The 20887-nt window shown below is 63.0% G+C and carries 20 protein-coding genes and 1 tRNA gene; 8 read left to right on the forward strand and 13 right to left on the reverse strand.

All coding sequences use genetic code 11. The annotated features are described in order from the left end of the window. Positions 1-59 precede the first annotated feature (59 nt). The 4 genes from O6X71_RS14840 to O6X71_RS14855 form a co-directional block, all read right to left on the reverse strand. A complete protein-coding gene (locus O6X71_RS14840; RefSeq protein WP_353466509.1) occupies positions 60-323 on the reverse strand; it encodes a hypothetical protein in 264 nt (87 codons plus the stop codon). 144 nt (positions 324-467) lie between these two features. Further along, entirely contained in the window at positions 468-743 is a 276-nt protein-coding gene (locus O6X71_RS14845) for an NAD(P)-binding domain-containing protein (protein ID WP_353466572.1), read from the reverse strand. Positions 744-795: 52 nt separating this feature from the next. Next, the gene (locus O6X71_RS14850) at positions 796-2160 is read right to left on the reverse strand and encodes an ATP-binding protein (RefSeq protein ID WP_353466510.1); all 1365 of its coding nucleotides are present in this window, start codon (positions 2158-2160) and stop codon (positions 796-798) included. After that, the gene (locus O6X71_RS14855) at positions 2157-2858 is read right to left on the reverse strand and encodes a response regulator transcription factor (protein ID WP_353466511.1); all 702 of its coding nucleotides are present in this window, start codon (positions 2856-2858) and stop codon (positions 2157-2159) included. Before O6X71_RS14855 ends, O6X71_RS14850 begins: the two co-directional genes overlap by 4 nt. 130 nt (positions 2859-2988) lie before the next feature. On the opposite strand from O6X71_RS14855, the gene O6X71_RS14860 reads away from it, so the two are divergent. From O6X71_RS14860 to O6X71_RS14885, 6 genes are all read left to right on the forward strand, one after another. Further along, positions 2989-3909, forward strand: a complete 921-nt coding sequence (locus O6X71_RS14860; protein ID WP_353466512.1) for a BPSS1187 family protein — start codon at positions 2989-2991, stop codon at positions 3907-3909. Then, positions 3909-4364, forward strand: a complete 456-nt coding sequence (locus O6X71_RS14865) for a hypothetical protein (RefSeq protein WP_353466513.1) — start codon at positions 3909-3911, stop codon at positions 4362-4364. The genes O6X71_RS14860 and O6X71_RS14865 overlap by 1 nt, the downstream gene beginning before the upstream one ends. A 345-nt stretch (positions 4365-4709) precedes the next feature. Then, positions 4710-5288, forward strand: a complete 579-nt coding sequence (locus tag O6X71_RS14870; RefSeq protein ID WP_353466514.1) for a TetR/AcrR family transcriptional regulator — start codon at positions 4710-4712, stop codon at positions 5286-5288. Positions 5289-5516: 228 nt separating this feature from the next. Beyond that, positions 5517-6008 (forward strand): DUF892 family protein, encoded by a 492-nt coding sequence (locus O6X71_RS14875; protein ID WP_353466515.1) that lies wholly within the window; start codon positions 5517-5519, stop codon positions 6006-6008. Between the two features lie 92 nt (positions 6009-6100). After that, positions 6101-6229: a hypothetical protein gene (locus O6X71_RS14880; protein ID WP_353466516.1), complete on the forward strand. Its 129-nt coding sequence runs from the start codon at positions 6101-6103 to the stop codon at positions 6227-6229. Positions 6230-6241: 12 nt separating this feature from the next. Continuing rightward, the gene (locus tag O6X71_RS14885) at positions 6242-7582 is read left to right on the forward strand and encodes an FAD-binding domain-containing protein (protein ID WP_353466517.1); all 1341 of its coding nucleotides are present in this window, start codon (positions 6242-6244) and stop codon (positions 7580-7582) included. Between the two features lie 298 nt (positions 7583-7880). On the opposite strand, the gene O6X71_RS14890 is transcribed toward O6X71_RS14885, so the two are convergent. After that, complete coding sequence (locus O6X71_RS14890) at positions 7881-8777, reverse strand: AraC family transcriptional regulator (RefSeq protein WP_353466518.1); 897 nt, start codon at positions 8775-8777, stop codon at positions 7881-7883. 152 nt (positions 8778-8929) lie between these two features. Here O6X71_RS14890 and O6X71_RS14895 point away from each other — a divergent pair, with 152 nt between their 5' ends. Further along, positions 8930-9655 (forward strand): SDR family oxidoreductase, encoded by a 726-nt coding sequence (locus tag O6X71_RS14895; protein ID WP_353466519.1) that lies wholly within the window; start codon positions 8930-8932, stop codon positions 9653-9655. A 325-nt stretch (positions 9656-9980) separates the two neighbouring features. On the opposite strand, the gene O6X71_RS14900 is transcribed toward O6X71_RS14895, so the two are convergent. From O6X71_RS14900 to O6X71_RS14920, 5 genes are all read right to left on the reverse strand, one after another. Continuing rightward, on the reverse strand, positions 9981-10301 hold the full coding sequence (locus O6X71_RS14900; protein WP_353466573.1) for an HNH endonuclease: 321 nt from the start codon (positions 10299-10301) through the stop codon (positions 9981-9983). Positions 10302-10375: 74 nt separating this feature from the next. Next, positions 10376-11296 carry a glycosyltransferase family 2 protein gene (locus O6X71_RS14905; protein ID WP_353466520.1) on the reverse strand — a complete coding sequence of 307 codons (921 nt, stop codon included), beginning with the start codon at positions 11294-11296 and terminating at the stop codon, positions 10376-10378. Beyond that, positions 11293-12225 (reverse strand): polysaccharide pyruvyl transferase family protein, encoded by a 933-nt coding sequence (locus O6X71_RS14910; RefSeq protein ID WP_353466521.1) that lies wholly within the window; start codon positions 12223-12225, stop codon positions 11293-11295. Before O6X71_RS14910 ends, O6X71_RS14905 begins: the two co-directional genes overlap by 4 nt. Beyond that, a complete protein-coding gene (locus tag O6X71_RS14915) occupies positions 12222-13295 on the reverse strand; it encodes a glycosyltransferase (RefSeq protein ID WP_353466522.1) in 1074 nt (357 codons plus the stop codon). Before O6X71_RS14915 ends, O6X71_RS14910 begins: the two co-directional genes overlap by 4 nt. Next, positions 13292-14221, reverse strand: a complete 930-nt coding sequence (locus O6X71_RS14920) for a galactosyltransferase-related protein (RefSeq protein ID WP_353466523.1) — start codon at positions 14219-14221, stop codon at positions 13292-13294. The genes O6X71_RS14915 and O6X71_RS14920 overlap by 4 nt, the downstream gene beginning before the upstream one ends. A 4-nt stretch (positions 14222-14225) precedes the next feature. Between O6X71_RS14920 and O6X71_RS14925 the strand changes: the two genes are divergently transcribed. After that, on the forward strand, positions 14226-14498 hold the full coding sequence (locus tag O6X71_RS14925) for a hypothetical protein (RefSeq protein ID WP_353466524.1): 273 nt from the start codon (positions 14226-14228) through the stop codon (positions 14496-14498). A gap of 794 nt (positions 14499-15292) precedes the next feature. Here the strand turns inward: O6X71_RS14925 and O6X71_RS14930 are convergent. The 3 genes from O6X71_RS14930 to O6X71_RS14940 form a co-directional block, all read right to left on the reverse strand. Then, positions 15293-18394 carry a TonB-dependent receptor plug domain-containing protein gene (locus O6X71_RS14930; protein ID WP_353466525.1) on the reverse strand — a complete coding sequence of 1034 codons (3102 nt, stop codon included), beginning with the start codon at positions 18392-18394 and terminating at the stop codon, positions 15293-15295. Between the two features lie 837 nt (positions 18395-19231). After that, positions 19232-19306 (reverse strand) — tRNA-Glu (locus tag O6X71_RS14935). An 83-nt stretch (positions 19307-19389) separates the two neighbouring features. Then, positions 19390-20763, reverse strand: coding sequence for a class II 3-deoxy-7-phosphoheptulonate synthase (locus O6X71_RS14940; protein WP_353466526.1), 1374 nt, complete (start codon positions 20761-20763; stop codon positions 19390-19392). Positions 20764-20887 lie beyond the last annotated feature (124 nt).

Here is a 20887-nt window from a genome sequence, read left to right on the forward strand (position 1 = left end):
GATACCGACGAGGAAACAGGAAAGCATGACCATCGGTGGAAGGGGCTGTAGAACGCCTCTCAAGGTGCTTTTAGAAGCCGGGAAAGCTGGACGATAAAGCCCCGGCCAGGATTTTGGCCAATACGGAACCGCTCGCCATAGACCTCGAAAGCAAGATCGGTCCGCCTGCGCGGCCGGGCGATATCCGCGGCTGCCAGGGCCGCTGGCAACTCGGCCAGCGTGGCCTCGGTATAATAGGAAGGCGAGCAGCACTGTTGCCGCCACGACGCCGCTATCGATCCGGCATCATAGGCGTCGAAGCCTGTCTCTTCGACCAATGCCATCGTCACATCGCTATCGCGCGCGGGCTCGGCGCGGCGATGCGGTCCGGGTCGCCTGCGGGGCAGCCCATCTCTTCGAGTGTTACCGAGTAGATCGAGTTCCAAGCTTTCGCGATGGGACGGCCCAGTTGTTCCGCCACCCAAACGCTATTCCGCATTGGCAAGCGTCTCGGCGAGAAGAGCGTTGAACGCCTTGACCACGGGGCGTCCGAGCTGCTCGCTCGACCATACGCTTTCCGGCTTGCCGTCATCTATATCGCCGATGTTCTCATCGCGGAACGGGTGATAGTTGCCGGTGTCGATCACCACCACATCGGCTGGCACGTCGGTGAAGAGGCTGGCGATTTCTGGGATCTGAGCGAACGGGATCGAAAGGATGATAACGTCGACGTCCTTGGCCGCCTCTAAATTGAGATGATCTATTGGGGCGCAATGGACCTATGAGGCCGATGGCTAAAACGGTTAGGGTAATTCCTTAGCCCCTTTCCGTTTTAGAGCTTTGCGGACAGCCGTCGTTCGGCAGAGACACCACGACCTTGGCCCCACCCAAACGGGAATCTGTTATCAATACCGAGCCGCCGTGTGCACGAACGATTTGCTGGACGATGGCCAAACCTAGACCCGAACCCGCAAGTCGACGATGCTGTGGATCGTTTCCGCGATGGTAGGGCGCCAGAACCGCAGCACGTTGGTCCGGATGTATCCCAAGCCCGTCATCTTCCATGGCAAGAATCACAGCCTGCTTTTCCTGCCAGACCGACAGACTCACTTGGCCATTGCCGTATTTTAGCGCGTTATCGATCAGGTTCGCGATCACCCGGCGCAAGGCATGCGCATCGCCAAGACAGGGTGCGTCATGCAACTGCGTGGCGATCTTCACGCCTTCGTCACGCACTTGCCGTTCGGCCACCTCGGACGCGGCGAGGTCGGCCAAATCTGTCTGTTCGCGAACGCTGCCCGTCGTGCCTCGTGCGAAAGCAAGAGCATCGGCAAGCATAGCGTTCATGCCATCCAGATCCGCTTCAAGTCGTGATCGTGGCAGGTCGTCGAGTATCGCAACGCGCAAACGCATTCGCGTGAGGAGCGTGCGCAGATCGTGCGAGATTGCCCCGATCATCAAGGACCGCTCACCGAGTAGGTCGACCACCCGCCGTTGCATGTCGGCGACCGCCTCGGCGGTCCGGCGGATGTCGGTGGCGCCGATCAGCGTTCCAGTGGTCGTGACTGCGGAGCCATCGAAGCGCCGCGTCGCACGAACCAGATCGCGCAGCGGACGCGTCTCGCGCGCTGTCAACCATAGCGCCAGCAATACCACGACAATCGCCAGGAATCCCATCCACAGGCTTGCCGGCATGCCGAAAAGGCGAGGACGTTCTTCGTCACCCGATGCGTTGGTCGTCAGCACCAGCACCCGTCCGTCGGGAAGCCTGGCAATCGCGGCGGCAAGATACCCTTCGATGCCGCTGCCGCTTGGAGCAGGCTTGTAGCGCGGGTTGATATAGGCTGTGACGGGCGTCGGGGTCAGCATGAAGCTCTGCAGCTTGGCGGTCAGCCGGGATGCCCGACGCAATGCGCCAAGGGGTGGTGGCGTGGCGCGTATCGCGGCGGACATGTCAGATCCATTCGCTACGCGCAGGAACAGCGCTCGAGGAGGGGCGCTCGGCTCGCTTGCCAGATCAATGAGACCCGCCGCCTGGCGAATCCGCGAGAAGGCGGGCAGGTGGATGCGGTGCCGCTGATTTTGGACGAGGATGATCGTCACGCTCGCCGAACCAAGCAACAAGATGCTGCCCGCCACGATCAGCAGCAGCCGCCCGAACAGATCAAGCCGTCCTCTCATCGCTGCCGTGCCGGTGCGGCCAACATGTAGCCGGCGTTGCGGACGGTGCGGATCAATCCCGCCACGTCGCTGCCCGCCTCGTCGAGCCGACGCCGTAGTCGGCTGACCTGCATGTCGATCGTCCGGTCGAACAGGTCGGCCGTCCGGCCGCGGGTCGCATCCAGCAGCTGGTTACGAGACAGCACGCGCTGCGGCGCCCGCGCGAAGCACAGCAGAAGGTCGTATTCTGCGGCCGTCAGCGCAATCTCGCATCCGCGCAGTGTCACCTGCCGGCCGTCGGGATCGATCACCAAGTCGGCGACCGTCAGCGTGTCGATCGCGACTGTCGCGCCGGCGCGGCGCAGCACGGCGTTGACTCGCGACAGCAACACGCGCGGGTTGAAGGGTTTGGAGACATAGTCGTCCGCGCCGCCATCGAGTCCGGCAACGCGGTCGCCATCCTCGTCGCGCGCGGTCAACATGATCACCGGCGGGCCGCCGTTCGCGCGGAGACGGCGGCAGATGGACAAGCCGTTCTCGCCCGGCAGCATCCAGTCCAGAACAACCAGCGACACTTTGATGCGCGCCAGCACGCGATCGAGAGCCTTCGCGTCGCCTGCGGTCTCGACAGAGAAGCCTTGGGCGGTGAGATAAGCCGCGAGCAACTCGCGGATATCGGCATCGTCCTCGCAGACGGCGACGATCGGGGGACCGGCCATGCCCGCTTGAAGGCCAGTGCGGGACGGGACGCAAGGCCTGTGACAAAATGTTACATCCGCTTCCGGTCCGTCACGCCGTCGATGCAAACCTGCACCAGAAGCAGCGCATTGGTTTGGGAGCCAGACAGGCATGACACAACGCATCGATCGATCGGGATATTGGCGCAAGGTGCTCGCTGGCGCAGCGCTCTTCATGCTGTCCGGCATAGCACTGCCTGGCATTGGCACCGCGCAAGACATGATCGTCCCGTCGAGCGTCAATCCTCAGGTTCGCAACGGCAATACCCCATATCTCGTCTATGACGGTGCTGCCGGCCGTGCCGGAGCACCGCTCGCTGTGTTTCTTCCCGGCACCAACGGGGTCACAGCCGGAGCTCCTCGGCTGATGTTGCGCATGCTCGCGGACCAGGGCTATCGCGTCATCTACCTGTCCTACAACGACCGGGTCGCGGCGACGAATATCTGCCCCCAAGCGCCGCCGGGATGCTTCGCGGCGTTTCGCGGGTCGCGTCTATTCGGCGGCGGCGGACCCGAGCCAACTTCACGCGCGGAGGCAATCGTGCCGCGCTTGACGCAGCTGCTGCGCTATCTCGACCGGGAACATCCAGACGGCGGCTGGGGTCAATACCTCACGCCGGACGGGCCGGCATGGCCACGGATCGTGATGTCCGGACTGTCGCAGGGGGCCGGTATGGCGGCGTTTCTCGCCAAGCGCTATCCGCTGAAACGCGTCGTCCTGTTTTCCAGCCCGTGGGACTTCCGCCTGCCGGGTCGGCGACCGGCTTCGTGGTTGTTCGACGCTTCGGCGACGCCGCCAGACCGGTGGTGGGCAGAGCGGCATGCCCGGGAGAACACGACGGTCGAGATCGCGCGAGCCTATGACGCGCTACGCATCCCGCGGAACCATATTCTTGTGTTCGACGGCCCGCCGCCACCCGATGCGACGGGCAAGAACCCCTTTCACGGCAGCACCGTTAAGTTGGTGCAGTACCTGCCGCAATGGCGCGTGATGTACGGCGTCGACCAGCCTTGGCAAAGAAGGAGCAAATGATGAGACTATTTTTTCTGGCGACGGCGGCAATAGTCGTCAGTTGCGCCGCGTTGGCCACGGCCCAACCCACGAACGCGACGATGGCCTTCGCCGGTCATTGGCAGGTGACGCGCGTCGCAGTGTCCGACGATGGCGTCCAGGCGCTGAGCGACAACGATCCAAGCCTAATGGGCAAAAAACTCGCTTTTTCGAGGGTGCGTCTTGCCTGGGATCAGCAGACCGTGACGCACGATAGCTGCCTTAATCCCCGCATTACGCGACTGGCAACGTCTGCCCCGGCGGCGCTGCGCTCGCAGCTTCGCAAGCTAGGACTGCCGCGGCCAACGTCCTTCTCGATCCGTTGCCAATCGGGCAGCTGGGGGCCAGGCGGCAGCGCCATGATCTTCCGCGGTGCGGGGGGTGTGCTTGCCATGCCGTGGTACGACGGAGGCCTGCTGAAGCTTACGAGACGGTAGTATCGTATGAGGGCTCAGCGATGCTGCTTAGCCCTCCGGGCAATGCTATGTTTCACGCTTTTCGTGCACAGGTGACCGACCTTGGTGTCGAACGGTACTGGCCGTTTCATTTGGTGGCGGAATTGCAGCGTGTGCAATGTACCAGATGTGCAGCGACCCACGCCTTGGTGTTGTCGCCCAGATGTTTGGCGAATAGGAGCGTCGCTTGATCGGTATAGCGCGATAACGGACGGTATCATCCTTTGTGCAATGCCGGGTGAATGGGCTAACTCTGACGCTATGGCCGACGCTCCTCCGACAGATCGCCCCCGTAGAGGCCGCCCCCGCGCCGAAGATCGCGGGTTGATGGATGAGCGCGTCCTCGACGCCGCGACCGCGCTGTTTCTCGAACAGGGGTTCGGGCGGACGACGCTGGATCAGGTCTCGGAGCGATCGCGGACGGGGAAGTCGACGCTCTACGGGCGGTATGCGAACAAGGAGGCATTGTTCGCCGCGGTGGTGACGCGGTCGATCGACGCGATGTTCGACGATCTGAAAGCAGCTCGGTCCGATGGCGACGTGCAGAGCCGGCTGCGCCATCTCGGACGCGAGCTGGCGCGGGTGATGCTCGATGCGCGGTGTGTCGCGCTGATGCGGATTACTGCGGCGGAGGCCGGCAACTTTCCGGCGTTGGCGACGCTCGGGTATCAAAAGAGCTTCGACGGCACGGCGCGCTTCGTCGCGGAGGCGATCGTCGGGCCGGACGGGAACGGTTCGGTCGAGAGTGCCCTGCCGATCGCCTGCAGGTTCGTCGAACTCGCGCTTCAGCCGATCAGTTTCCAGGCGACCTTCGGCGTCGATCCCGAACTGCTGAAAGAGCATGTCGGTCGTCATGTCGACGACGCGATCGTCCTGCTGACCACGACCGGTTTGCTCAAGAACTGACGACGCTCTCGGGCGTCACCGCAGTCGGAAAGCTGTTTTCAGGGCTTATTTTTATCGCCCCGGAACCATGATCGCGCCGATGCGTCTTTAATGGACGAAACCCTCCGTTAATTGGCGGCGGCGATCGCATTTCTTCACCCGACCCCTTCAACGCCTTTTCGTCCGTCGCTTCGTCCGTGATTGCGGCACGGGATCGGCGTGCGCGGGGTCACAGTTCAAGGACGCACGATGTCTAAAGCAGCCTATATGGAATGGTACAAAGCTGGATCGCATGCCGTACGCTCGGGATGCGAGCAGGGTGTCGCGGCCGCGTTGAAGGCAGAGCAGCACTTCACCGACAGCGATGCCAAGGCGCTGGCGGGCGATGGCAGGACGATGCTGGAACAGCACCATAAGGCGTTTGTCGGCTTTCTCGCCGACATCGGTGAACAGCCGAACGACTTCGTCGATCAGATCATGAAGGGTATCGGCGAGGGCGTCGGCCTGTCGCTCGAGGCGGCAGAGGAGCCCGAGATCGTCGATGTCGCGCTGGTGACGGGTGAACAGACCGGGCTGCACTATTTCATCGCAGCATACGGCGCCCATGGTGCCGCTGCCAAGGCGCTCGGAATGCCGGCTCACGCCGATACGCTGAAGCAGATGATCGAAGAGTGCCACGCGCTCGACCGTCGCTACACCGAAGTCGCTGAAGCCAGCGTCAATCCAGCTGCCGCAGCGTAACCGGCTTCAAGTCCGAAGAGCCCGAATACTGCCGTCCCACGCTCTGCGGTGGGCCGGCAGTATTCGCTTCGTCGATCCACGAGGATAAATGCATGGCGATGCCGCCGATGATCCAGGCTGTACGACTGTACGATGTCGACTCCGACATGCAGCTCGAAGAGTTTGCGAGCACAGCCGAACGCAACGACAGCTTCACCAACTTCGTCGTCAATCCGAACTGACGGGTGCCGACGATGCCAACGTCCCCGCCTGGAAAGATCCTTGTCCTGCTGGCCGAGGATTTGCGACTGGAAGACAATCTCGCCTTCGCTTTGGCGTCGGACCCCAACGGCGATGGACTGGCCGTTCTCCGCATTCTTCCCGAAGCGCGAGGCAGGCCCCTGCGTACTCAGCACCGGCGAGAGATCGAGGATGCGGCTCAGACACGTCTCGGCAAGCAGCTAGGCGACAGGGGCGTCGCGTTTGAAATCGTGGGTCCCGAAGATGACACATCGCTGGTGCGCGCCTGCCGTTGGTTGGGGTGTACATCCGTCATTCGCAACGCAGCCGACGGCATGGCGATCGAGAACGCGTATCGTCTGGAGGGGGAGCGCGAACTGGAGGCGGCGAACATTCCCCTCCTGACGGTCAATGGCGAGATGATCCGACGGTTGGGTGCGGGCGGTGCAAAACCCGACCGTCCGTTCCTGTCGGATGACCGGGAGGTCGAATCCGATCGCTTGCCTGACGATCACCCGATCCTGCTGCTGCGCGCGTTCCTGCTTGCGCTGCCGGATCGCAATTATCTGGCCGACATGTGGATACCAGGTCGGGACCGGACGAGTTCCAGCCAGCTCTCGACCCATTTTGCCGCGGGAACGCTGTCGAGCGACCGTGCGACATGGGAAACCATCAAGGCCGAACGCGCCTGGAACGCGGCCAATCCTGGGCAATCACGGACGCCGGAAGGTGCGTCGTTTCGCCACTTCCGAAGCAGGGTCAGCATGAGGACGGGGTTTCTGACGACATTCTCCCGCTACCAGGACACGACGCCACCGCTGGCCTCGACTCCGGCGGAGATGGAGCGAGTGCGGGCATGGCGAGACGGTCGCACCGGCATCCCCATGCCGGACGCCGAAATGCGGGAGCTGGCTGGCACCGGCTGGATCAATTTCCGGCTGCGGCAGCTAGTCACGTCCTACGGCGTCCAGCTTCTCCAGCTCCCGGCGGCGGAAGTCGGTGGCGCGCTTGCCGAGATGTTCGACGACTATGAGCCCGGCATTACCTGGCCACAGATCGGCCTGAACGATGGGACGATCATGCAGGATCGCGGTCCACGCATCCTCAATCCGGTCAAGCAAGGCCGCGATCTCGATCCGTCCGAGACGTACGTCAGGCGGTGGATCCCCGAACTGGAACCGGTGCCGGTCGGCTTCGGACACGAGCCATGGCTCTGGCTCGACAATCCGCTCCCTGCCCCGATCATTGATCACAAAGCCGCCTTCCGCGATGCTCGGGCACGGTGGGGGAATCAAAAGCAACGTCTCCGGCGACGTGAAGATGTGCTCCTCACGCACGGGGGTGGCCCCTTCTGAGGGCCGCCGCATTTAAATGGTGACGACCAAGAGACTAGCCGAACTAGAGATCTGCACAGGCTACCACGTTTCCGAAGCTCGATCCCTTTCGGGAAAAGGCGGCAATGCCGCGCGACGACAGCTATCGCACACTTTTGTCCAGAAGCCGCTGTACCGCGGACTTTGCCGCTCTCTGCCGTTCAAGTCTAAGAACGATCGAATGATGTCGGGAGTGGATGTGAGGCCGCGGGTGTCCGCTTGTGGGTCTACGACCGGCGCCATCTGCATGTCCCCAGCTGGGTTGGTTAAAACGAGGGGGCTACACCGGCGTCAGTAGATTGCCGCTACGCTGCAGCTGTTCGATGTCGCGACGCGGAGGAGCGCCAAATAAGCGCGCATACTCGCGGTTAAACTGCGATGGACTTTCATACCCCACGGCAAAACCTGCGCCGCCTGCGGTCGTGCCTCCCGACAGCATCAGGCGGCGTGCTTCCTGTAAGCGAAGTTGTTTTTGATACTCCAGCGGCGTCATCTTGGTCACCGCTTTGAAGTGTTCGTGCAGCGACGATGAGCTCATGCCCGCCGCGGCGGCGATGTCTCCGATGCGCAGCGGCCGGTCGAACCTAGTGCGGATCGTCGCGATAGCGCGGCTGACCTGATTGAGATGGCCGTCGGCGACCGCCATGTAGCGAAGGGCAGCGCCGTGGGGACCCATGAGCAAACGGTACAGGATCTCACGCTCGATCAGCGGCGCCAGCGCGGCAATGCTGTCGGGCCGGTCCAGCAAACGCATCAGGCGGCATGCTGCATCGACCAGATCGTCGTCGCTGCGGTATACTGCGAGCGCCGGTAGATCAGCCTTGGGCGCCCGGCCACCTTCCGCCAGGATCAGGTCCGCCAGCACCGCCTGGTCGATATCGATCTTGCAGCAGAGGTACGGGGCGTCACGACCCGCCTGGATGACGTGTCCGACCAGCGGTAGGTCGACCGAGACCAACAGGAAATGTGCGGCATCGTAGAGAAGGCTCTGTCCGCCGAGCGAGACTCGCTTGGCACCTTGGGCAATTATGCAAATTGACGCATCATACACGGCGGGCAGGGGCACGGTCGGCTCATCGGCCCGGAACAGCGATAGCCCATCGATCGCCGTGCTCACCATGCCGGTTCTTGGGACATGGCGCGCAACCAGCGTGGCGAGATGTGCGATCGTGCTCATTAAGGGACTGTGTCCGCTGTTGCCCGCTCTCACAAGCATGCGTCACATCGTTTTGGAGGATCGTGCAACAGTTCTGGGCGATCGGTCTCACGCTGACCGGCAATCCGGTTCCATCTGTGCTCAGTCTTCAGGACAACAGGACAGGAACCATCATGAACGACGTCATCGACAAGACAGTGCTGATCAGCGGCGCCTCCAGCGGTATCGGCGAGGCCACTGTGCGCGAACTGGCAGGACGGGGGGCGCGCCTCTTCATCGGAGCGCGCAGGACCGATCGCCTCGAAGCGCTCGCGGCGGAACTCAGCAACAACGTCGCGTGGCAGGCGCTCGACGTTACCGACGCGGCAAGCTTCGCCGCGTTCGCCGATGCGGCGGAAGCGCGGTTCGGGCGCGTGGACGTGCTGATCAACAACGCCGGCGTGATGCCGCTGTCGCCTCTTGCCGCGCTGAAGCAGGACGAGTGGACGCGGATGATCGACGTCAACGTTCACGGCGTGCTGAACGGGATCGCTGCCGTGCTGCCCCGTTTCATCGCGCAGCAGGCGGGCCACGTCGTCAACGTCGCGTCGATAGCCGCGCATTTCGTGATGCCGAGCGCCGCCGTCTACTGTGCCACCAAATACGCGGTCTGGGCGATCACGGAAGGGTTGCGTCAGGAGCATGACGACATCCGGACGACGATCATTTCACCCGGGGTCGTAGCGACCGAACTGGGCAACGACATCACCGACCCGGATATCGCCTCGGCGCTGACCACGTGGCGGCAGAAGTCGCTGACACCCGACGCTATCGCGCGGGCGATCCGCTACGCACTGGAACAGCCCGAGGGGGTGGACATCAACGAGATCATCGTCCGTCCGACTGCGGCCGGCATGTAGACGACGTTGAGAAACCCGGTTCGGGCAGGCTTTCTGTCTGCCCGAACTAGTTGTCGGGCGCGAACGGCCGTCTGCTTCCGGCGAGCGGGTCGTTCGCCTTGCCGAGGCCCTAATAGCCACTGGTAACGCGCGCGACCGCGTCCTTAAGCAGGTCTTCCCAGCATAGCTTTCGTCAACGTGTCAACGTGATATTCGCGCTTGCGACTGACCCGGGGCGGGGCGGGTAGCTGTGAACGGCGTTCGCCGCGACGAGAATTCGGGTCGGAGTCGTTCGTGTCGATACCCGCCGAAACAAGGCCCGACACGGTAATATGAACCGATACGCCTAGCGGATATCGGCGCGGCGAGTGGGAGCATGAAAATCCGCAGGCTTGTCGGCGATCCAGCGCAGGAAGCGACTGATATCCGGGCGCGCTTTCAAGACATCGAGATCCGCGAACGTCGTCGCCAGATCCTGGTTCGAGACGCTGGCATGGATGATACGGTGACAGATCGGATGAACCGGGATAACCTGTGTACCACCCCGGCTTTTCGGAATGCGGTGATGCCATTCCACCTTTCGCCCCAAAGGCCGCTCGCACAGCCCGCATCGCCCGGCGTCTTCAGCAGCGATCGTCCGCGCCTCTGACTGCAATAGTCCTGCCATCCGCTTCACACGTCCGCCCATGTTTCGGATATGGTGTATCGTGGGGGGGAAAGACTAGCAAGTCGAGAGGCTTATCAGATGAAGCGTGACATCCGTCGCCGCAGGACGACCCACCAGAAGTAGGCAAAACCCCGGGTCTTATGGCGCAACCGGAACCAGTAGAATTTCCTGATGCCGGCATGCGTCTTTACAGGCCGCGTCCAGTCGAAGCGAACGGCAAGGATATCCTCGACGATGGCACGAAGCGCGCGTCGGTCGGAGACGAGATACTTGGCGTACAGGGCGCCATCGCCAAAGCTGTAGCCCGCCAGCAGCCGGGTTTCGTCGTCTATATCGCGGCGCCCGTGATAATGATCGACGACCATCAGCGGGTCGTAGAGCACCGCAACGCCGAGGCCTGCTGCACGAAACAGGAAATCCGTATCCTCCGCCGACACGAATGGCGCGCCGGCTCCGAACCGTTCGTCGAAGGGGCCCGTCAGTTGCAGGACATCCGCGGTGAACGCCAGATTTGCCCCCATGATGAACCCGCCCGGAAACCCGCGCGACGGTGCGACCATGGGATGGTCCTCGAGCTTGATCGTGACGGGAAGATCGGCCGGGTTGCCGAGCAGAATGCGACCGCCGATGATCGCCGGCTTGCTGGCCCGATCGAATGCTGCGCAGACCGCGGCGAAATAGTCTTGGTGTAGGACACAGTCGTCATCCGTCATCGCGATGATGCGCCCGGTGCAGCGCGCAAGTCCGGTGTTGCGAGCGCGGGCAAGCCCGGGGTGCGGCTCGTGAACGAGGTGGACCGGGAAAGTCTGCTGCGCGCGCCATTCTGCCAGTCGCTGCGGCGTGCTGTCGACCGAGCCATTGTCGACCAGGACGACCTCCACGGTCGTGTCTCTAGTATACGCTGCCGCGCGCTTTACGGACTCTAGCGTAGCCGCCAGCGACACGGCGCGGTTGCGCGTGCAGACGAGCAGGCTGACGTCGATGGCGGCAGTCACCGCGCGTCGATGCGCTGCTTGGCAAGGACCATGGCGTGTTCGATCGTCGAGGCTCTCGTCACGATCGCGTCCGGGGCGGGCCAGGCGTCGAGATATGCGGCGATCTTGCCGTAGTCGTTGTCGAGAACGACGTGCGGAATGCCGAGCAGGTCGGCGAGGATGTGACCGTGGAGTCGGTCCGTCACGACGACCCGCCCCCGCGCGAGCAATCGCAGCCCACGGTCGACGCGTGCGACGGCTTGAGCTTCACGTGCTTTGGCGTCGATCCCGACCGGTAGATCGGCATCGTCCTCCAGCCAGTCGACGACGGTCGCTGGATCGGTCGACGGTATCGCATAGCCTTGCCGTTCGTCGTCGGTGCGCATCAGCATCAGCACGTCGCATTGCGCCGCATCGCGCGATTGCTCGCCAAGCGCATACGCCGAGTCCGGGGCGAGGTGTGACGGGCAGGCCAGATGCTTGCGTGCGAAGTCCAGGCTGCGGGTATCGCGGACGTACAGGAAGAAATCCGGATGGTCGGCGACGAGCGCGGCGAACCGATCCACCTCCGCCGGCACGCGAAAATGGATCGATTGCGGTAGCTGAACGACCGGTCGATCGCGGACCCGTGCCAGGATGTCCTCGCGGAACCGCTGGTGGTGCGGCCAGATGTCGCCGAGGTTTCCGCCGCCATGCAGGAACAGGATGCCGTCGGGACAGGCGCTACGAAAGGCATCGACATCGAAATCGTGCCAGGTCGAAACGTAACACGGATCGCGCCCCGTTATCGCCCGAAGCATTGCGAGTTCGCCGAGCCAGATCGCGCTGTCGCCGACGTTCGCATGATCCGGAAAGTCGACCAGCGCATAGCGAGAACCAGGCGCGACATGCGTCCGGTATAGTGCGGTGAGCAGTGCGCGCTGCTCTCTCAGATGATCGCTAGCCGTCATGCGCGCTGCCTCAGTTCGTGACCGACCACGTCACGGTAAAGGTCCTCGCATCGATCGAGCCACCGATCACGGGTGAAGGCCGTCTCGACCCGGTCGCGCTGTGGGGCGCGGGGACGTAGGATGGCCGTCGTGATGGCGTCGGCGAGCGCCGGAACATCACCGGGTGGTGCGAAACATCCTGCCTCGGCGATGATTTCTCGCAGCGCGCCACGGTCGAAAGCCGCTACCGGCAGGCCGCAGGCCATCGCCTCGACCGCGACCAGGCCGAACGGTTCGTTCCAGCATGGCGTGAACACGAACACCGAAGCGCGGCCCATCTCCGCCGCCAGTGCCACTGCATCCAGATGCCCGCCATAGCGAATGCTGCCGTCCAGCAGCGGCGCGACGTCGGCGTCCCAATAGTCGCGATCCTCGATCGGTCCGAACAGCGTGAGCGGGACGCCGGCCAGCCGTGCCGCCTGCGCTGCCAGATGCGGCGCCTTGTCCGGCGTCATCCTTCCGCACCAGACCGCGCTGCCGTCGCCTTGCGCGACGAACGGCCACGCTGCGAGATCGATGCCGTTGTGGAGGACCGAGGCTTCGCGTGGCGGGCCGTCCGGCCACCAGGCGGCAAGCTGGTGGGCCGAGGTCGCGGTCAGGCGGTGGGTCGGCGTGACGCTGGCGTGCACGAACCAGCGGAGCGCGTCGTAGGGCGGGACGTGCAACGACGTGACGGTCGGGACCACAGCGGTCCGCGCCGGCTCGAGCGGGAAGCGGTGCAGGCTGTTATTATGCACCACGTCGAAATTACTGGCGGCGATCCGGTCGCAGGCGGCGGCGTAGCCGTCGTCGAGATGCGCGATCAGCGGCGCGAAGCCACGGTGCTCGGCCCCCGGAAAGGTGCGTTCGTAATGCTCTGGGATCACGGCATCGATCGTGAAGCGCGGATCGCTGTCCCCCGAGGCGAACAGTACCACGTCATGACCACGCGCCTGGAGACCCGCCGCCAGATGCCAGCATTGCGATTCCATGCCGCCGGCGAACGGCTGCGCGATCGGCTGGCGGACATGACAGAGTACCGCGATCCTCATTCGGCCGCCGCGGCTCTCTCGCTTGCCGCCAGCCGGTCTTCGAGCAGGCGGATAACGGTCGCAGTATTGGCATAGGGCTGGTGGCTCTGCTGGCCGGTCAGCGCGAGATCGGCGGCGTCGGGGCGGCGCAGGATGCGGATCGGCCGACCCGGGGTGGGGTCGATCAGCCCCATCAGGCGGAACGCCTGGAGCCAATGGCCCATCGTCCGATAGCCCCATTTGGTTTCGAACAGCTCGGCGTTACGCACGACGCTGTCGAGATGGTGCACCGGCGGCATGTGGTGCGGATGATATTGGTGATACGCCAGACCGCCCTTGATCCACGCGATCGGCACGCCGGCCTCGTCGAGCGCCTTACCGAAATCGGTATCCTCGCCGCCATAGCCGACATAGCGCTCATCGAAGCCGCCGAGACCGAGGAACGTCGTCCGTCGCATCGCGAAGTTGAGCGACCAGAAACAACGATAGTCGGTACAGATCTCGATCCCCTGGGGCGGGGGACCGCGACGGTCCGAATGCTTCACCGCGATCTCGGCGAACCGGTCATACTGCCATTCGCCGTCGGTCGCGCCACCCGGCAGGTACAGGACCTCGCCCATCAGCAGCCCGTCGAACGTCTCGAGGAACCCTGCATAATCGGCCAGCAATGTCGGCGTCGGAATGCAGTCCATGTCGAGAAAGACGATTACGTCGCCGGTCGCTGCACGGGCCGCGATGTTACGCGCGGAGGCGAGCGGCAGGGCGTCGGCGACGACCTGCATCTGGCGGATCGGGAACGGCGCCTCGGGCAGGTCGTACAGGTCGTCCTGCATCACCGCGACGATCAGTTCGGTCGGCATCAGCGTCTGGCGCATCAGCCCGCGGACGACATTAACGAGATGGTCGGGACGCCCCTTGCCCAAGGTGACGACGGAAACTTCGGTCATTGTGATGGCTCTGCTTGGAATAGGGAAACGCGCGGCGGCGGTGGCCGGTCGATCAGAACGCATGAAGCGGGTAAAAACGTTCCTCGAAAATCCGCTCGGTTGGTTCAGTCCGCTCGGCCAACGCCGCGACCCCGCCAAACCGGAAGCCGAGTTGCGATCTGTATGCGACGCAGGGGGCAATCCGTCGCGCTCGCGTTTCGGACGTGAGATGTTCGATCACCGCCGACATGGCGGCAACGCGGTATTCGCGATCGGCATAAGGCCAGTCTTCCCATAGCAATACGGTATGATCGCAGAGGATCGCCGTATCACCTCCAGAACGACGTGATGGTCGATATGGTTGCCGAGGCACATTGGCCTGAGAACGCGATCAGGCCGTTCCGCCGCTAAAAGCCGTGGCACTACACTTGGCACTACAAGCGGCACGACGTCGAAAATCTGATCGGTAAACGACTTGGCGTAGCGAGGACGCTTCTAAAATACTGTGTCGAACGGCAGATAGTTTTCGAGCGCAACCGCAGCCATTCGAGACCCGGCGTCTTAAAGGAGTAGATACACCGGGCCCCGGACGCTTGCCGTTTCGCTGCTGAATATGGTGCGTCCCAACTCTTTCGGGCGCGCTGCCATCGGCTGAAAGCCGACTAACATAGGGGCGCCGATCGGGTCTTTGTGATGTTCGACAGTCCGGCGCGGATACGGTCGAAGCGGACCTAATGGTATTCTCGCCATTCAAGTTATTTAGGCAGTTGATCGGCCGCAAAGCAATTCCGCTCAACAGGGTGAACGCATTGCTGAAGGTAACATGTGGGGGAGGGGTACGGGCGCGTGCGCTCATGGGAAGTCGAAAGCGGCCGACGATCAACCGTGACGGTCTTGTTACTGGAAGCTGTAGGACGGCTTCCGAACGAAATCAGTTATTCGGGTTTTCTGAATGCGAACCATTTCCGCTGAACCGCACCAGAAAGCGGGATATCTGCGCAACGGCAGGCCGAGTTCCTGCGAGCGTCATTGAACAAAAAAAGGGCGGCAGGTCGATGACCCGCCGCCCCGAATTTGATCCCGAAGGATCAATTACATGTCGATGGTCAGGCCGACGAACAGGTAACGGCCAATGGCCTCGTAGATGCCCGGATAGGTGTTGCCATTGCCGAGCGAACCGATCGGCGATGCCGTTGCACTCAGGATCGGCGGCGTCTTGTCGAGGATGTTGTTCACACCCATGCGGTACGTGAACTTGTCCGCGACCCGCACCGTTGCGGCCAGATCGAAGTAGTTCTGCGCCTTCACGCGGGCGTCGTTGACGAAGAACGGACCGGCGAGATCGCTGTCGCTGCTGGTGCGCTCGAACTTGGTTGCCGACAGGTATCGCCAGTTACCCGACAGACCGATGCCGTTCGGCGTGGTCAGCGAGACACGAGCCTGATGACGCCACTTGGACATCGGATACAGGCACTGCGCCCCGTACAGGCCGGCGCAATCGAACTTCGCACCAACCTTGTCCGACGTGAACTTGTCGACATAGGTGCCGTTGAACGAAAACCCGATCGTGCCGATGCTGTCCGACCGATAGGTATAACCCGCCGACGTTTCGATGCCCTGCGTCGTCAGCGTACCCGCATTGACGTTGGTGTTGACGATGAAGCCGGCATTACCCTGCCACAAACTGCCGTTGGCATCGCGATTGATTGCGCCGCAGAACTGCTGATCGGCGGTCTGGAGGCACTGCGCAATGATCGTGTCGGAACCGATAGTACCGATTCGATCCTTCAGCTTGATCCGGAAGCCGTCGACCGACAGGTTGAAGCCCGGCAGGAACGACGGACGCAGGATCACGCCAGCGGTGACCGTGTCGGCCTTTTCGGGACGAAGGTTCGTGTTGCCGCCCAACAGGCCATTATACTGCTCCGAGGGATTGGCTGCGATCAGGCCGAAGCGGTTCGCAGGAACGCCGGTGAGCGCGCACTGTGCCGCGGTGTTGCCGTTGACCAGGCCGTTGACTGCGGCGCCTGCGCAGGGATCCGTCGCACCGTCCAGCTGGACCGATTGCTGTGCGAACAACTCCTGCGTGTTCGGGGCGCGAACCGCACGGTTGTAGCCGCCACGGAAGCGGATGTCCGAGATCGGTGCCCAGACGATTTCACCCTTGTACGAGTGAGCCGAACCGGCCGTGCTGTAGCTTGAATAACGGTAGCCGCCATTGACGGTCAGTTCGTTAAAGAACGGACGATCGCTGACGAGCGGCACCTGGATTTCGCCGAATGCTTCCTTGACGTTGTAGCTGCCGCGGATCGGCAGCGTCGCGCCGCCCTGGCCGGCCAGATCGCCGCTCAGGAACGCGTTGTCGACTTCGAGGCTCAGCGACTCCTTGCGATATTCACCGCCGATGTTCAGTGCGATGCCTTCGCTCGCGAACGGGGACTGGACGCCGTATTCGGCCCCCTTGAAGGTGAACGACCCGTTGAGGACGGTTTCCTTGTTCTCACCAGACTGGAAGCCCGGCGTCTGGACATAGTTCAGTGCTGCAGGCGTGATGCCAGCCGAACCGAAGATGTTCAGCGGGACGCAGCTCGGATCGGTGCCGTCGACGACCGAGCGGCATACCGCCTGGCCATTCGTTGCCGAACCTGGACGCGTATCGGTGATGGCATCGAGCGCGCGGGTGGTTCGCGAAACCGAGAACTCGTTACGGTACACCTGGTTGAACACGGTGCTGCCGAACTGGCCGTAGGCTTCGTACGAAATGCCCTTGTCGAGATTGCCACTTGCACCGGCAACGAAGCGGTACTGCGTGTGACGAAGATCAGCCTGACGACCGCCGCCCTCGACGTTGCGACGGCCGATGCGGACGTTTGCCTGCTGATACCGCGAACCGTCCGGGTTGGTCAGATTGATGACGTTGCCGTTCGCGTCCCGCACCAGGTTGCTGTCGCGGAAGAAGGTCGCACGCTGTGTAGCCGACAGAAACGGGTTGTTGCTGTTCAGGACCGAGGTGTTGTTGAAGTCGCCGGACGGCGCGATCTGCGCCACCGAGCGATCGTCCATGAACATGAAATCGGCGTAGGGCTTGAACGCGTCGCTGACTTCATATTTGGCGAGGAAGCCGGCGGTGTAGCGCTTATCCGGACGCTGATAATAGTTCAGCGGGTTGGCGTTATACAGCGTCGTACCAGGAACGAGCTGGCCAGCGGAGTTCAGCGTGTAACCGGTTGGCGGCCCGCCCTCGACGGCGTCGCCGAGTGAGAAGTTTGCGGGGAACGCAGTTGCGGATCCGCCGCAGACATAATCGTTGCCGACATTGCCAGATGGTGCGTTCAGGCCGCAGGCGCTGTAGTCACGCGAACCCTGCAGGATCGCGCCGATCTTGCGATAGCCGCCATAGCCGACGATGTGGCCGCGGCCGTCGCTGGTGCCGACGCCGACCTTGAAGTTGATGTCGAACTGCGTTCCGTCGAACGACTGACCGGTCGGAGCGGGATAGCCCGCTGCGGTGTTCAGCGCCTTGAAGCGGTCGCTGCGGTTGTTGTGGTTATAGATGCCGCCCGACGTGTCGACGCTAAAGCCCTCGTAATCGGTATCGAGCACGAAGTTGACGACGCCGGCGATCGCATCCGATCCATAGACCGAGCCTGCGCCGCCGGTCAGCACGTCGACGCGCTTGATCAGCGACGCCGGGATCATGTTGACGTCGGCCGCAGCGCTGGCGGTGCTGCTCGACGATGGGTTGCCCGGCATCAGGCGCCGGCCGTTGATCAGCACCAGCGTGCGCGATTCACCGAGGTTGCGAAGGTTGATCGTCGCGGTCCCGGTCGAACCGTTGGATACCGACGAGGTCTGCGTGGCGAAAGACGATGGAAGGCTGTTCAGCACGTCCTCGATGCGCGTCGCGCCACGCAGCTTGATGTCCGCGGCGTTGACGACGGTTACGGGGCTGGCCGACGTCAGGTTCGGGTTCGAGATACGCGAACCGGTAACGACGATGTCACCACCCTCGGCCGTACCCGCAGCGGCGGGATCCTGGCTCGGCGTGTTGGAGATCGCGGGCGTCGTCGCCGCTGCGCCGTCGTCGCTCGTCGTACCCTGAGGCGCGGGTGCCGGCGCGGTCTGCGCAAACGCGGGCAACGCGGCAACCGCACCCGTGATCATCGTGGATGCCAGCAGGCAATCTCGGAACATATGGTTTCGCATCGAGCTATTTGGTCCCTGTTCGGTATCGGCGAGTTTTCTCGCGCCGTGATTTAAAGTGCGGCCTTATGACCCCATCGGCGGCGTTTTTTACAAAACCGAACCGTCATGTCCAAAACTAAGTTACAAATTGGTTGCAGTTCATCGCATTGCGTCAGGATTGTTGCACGATGGCAACAATGTGGTGTGCGGCGCAGCATTCCAAGTCGCTATGCTACGATTGGGGTGCCCCGCGTGTGGGCTCATTGCTCGGCCTAAACGATTGGGGCGGCGACGACGGTCGAGCCGCTTGGTGAAGGAGGGCGCGCGATCAGCTTTGGGCATCGTCGCCGACAAGTGACGAGGTCGTCGAGACAATCGTTCTGCTCGATGTCCTCGACCGGAATGTCCCGGAGAGATCGACGAAATCCCGGCCTGAGTACGCATGCGGTTTGCTGCGTCGGCGGCATGACCAGCTTCCACCTATCGAACAAATCTATCGATCGCAGAACGGGGCGGAGACGGCCGGTTGTGGTCCGGCGTTTTTCGCGTACTCGGAACGTCGACGGGCGACGGATCAAGACAGGCCGCAGCTACGTCCGCGATGGGCGTGGCCAGCAGTTCTCTTTGTGCCGAGCGAAACCTGCTACGGAGCCGTTTCTTCAGAAGCGTGACGCATCTTCATGGGTATCTGCCGCAGCATACGATCGCAGCATACGATGATAGTCGGTAGTAGGGTGCTTCCGGGTGCCCAATGAGAACCATTTCAGTGGTTGCTGTACCAGGTCACTGTACCAGCAAACAAGAAAGTATGGCTAAATCACCCATTTCCGCCACGAATGTGATGGCTGGTGACCCCTACGAGAATCGAACTCGTGCTTACGCCGTGAGAGGGCGTCGTCCTAACCGCTAGACGAAGGGGCCGTTAGCAGATGCGGGCGTCTACGGAATGGGCTGGCGGCCGTCAAGACACCTGCCAATTTTTCCTGCGACGCCCGCGCGTTTTGTTACGCAGCGACCTTTTTGCGCTCGGCCATTTCCTCGTTGAGCATCTCGGCCAGCAGGAAGGCGAGCTCGAGGCTCTGGCTGGCATTAAGGCGTGGGTCGCAGTGCGTGTGGTAGCGATCGGCGAGGCTCTGCTCGGTCACGTCGACCGCGCCGCCGGTGCACTCGGTCACGTTCTGCCCGGTCATCTCGGCATGGATGCCGCCCGCGTGCGTGCCTTCCGCGCGGTGGACCGCGAAGAAGCCGCGGACTTCGGCGAGGATGCGGTCGAACGGCCGCGTCTTGTAGCCGTTGGCAGCCTTGACGACGTTGCCGTGCATCGGGTCGCAGCTCCACACCACCGGATGGCCCTCGCGCGTGACGGCACGGACCAGACGGGGCAGGTTCGCCTCGATCTTGTCATAACCGTACCGCGTGATCAGCGTCATCCGGCCGGGGACGCGGCCAGGGTTAAGCGTGTCGAGCATCCGCAAGAGCGCGTCGGGCTCCAGGCTCGGGCCGCACTTGATGCCGATCGGGTTGCCGATGCCGCGCAGGTATTCGACGTGGCTGGAGCCCTCGAAGCGCGTGCGATCGCCGATCCACAGGAAATGCGCGCTGGTGTCGTACCAGTCGCCGGTCAGCGAATCCTGCCGGGTCAGCGCCTGCTCGTACTGGAGCAGCAACGCCTCGTGACTGGTGTAGAAATGCGTCTGCGCGAGCTGCGGCACGGTCTCGGGATCGATCCCGCAGGCGGCCATGAACTCGAGCGCCTCGCCGATCCGGTCCGCGGTCTCGGCGTATTTCTTCGACCAGGGGCTGCGGCCCATGAAGTCGTGCGTCCAGCGGTGGACCTGATGCAGGTTCGCGTAGCCACCCTGCGCGAACGCACGCAGCAGGTTGAGCGTCGCCGCCGACTGCGAATAAGCGCGGATCATCCGCTGCGGGTCGGGCGCGCGCGATTCCGCGGAGAAGGCAATGTCGTTGACGTTGTCGCCGCGGTACGACGGTAGCTCGACACCGCCGATCGTCTCGGTATCGGTCGAGCGCGGCTTGGCGAACTGACCCGCCATGCGGCCGAGCTTCACGACCGGGAGCTTCGAGGCGAAGGTCAGGACGACCGCCATCTGGAGGATGACGCGGAACGTATCGCGGATGTTGTTCGCGCTGTGCTCCGCGAAGGACTCGGCGCAGTCGCCGCCCTGGAGCAGGAACGCCTTGCCGGCTGCGACTTCGGCGAGCGACGCGGTCAGGTTGCGGGCTTCACCGGCGAAGACGAGCGGCGGAAAGGTCGCGAGCTGGTCGGTCGCGGCGGTTAGCGCTGCTGCGTCGGGATAAGTGGGGAGCTGCCGCGCTTCGTGACGTGTCCAGCTGTCGGGGGCCCAGTTCGCGGCCATATCATGTCGTCCGATTGGTGAATTGTGACGATGGCAATGCGCGAAAACGCCTTTTTGCGCAACGAAGTAAAGCTTGGGAGGCCGCGGCGAAATGCTGTGTAAGCGGGTTCGACCGGATATGGAG

Source organism: Sphingomonas faeni (genome assembly GCF_040407505.1).
Classification (GTDB): domain Bacteria; phylum Pseudomonadota; class Alphaproteobacteria; order Sphingomonadales; family Sphingomonadaceae; genus Sphingomonas; species Sphingomonas faeni_E.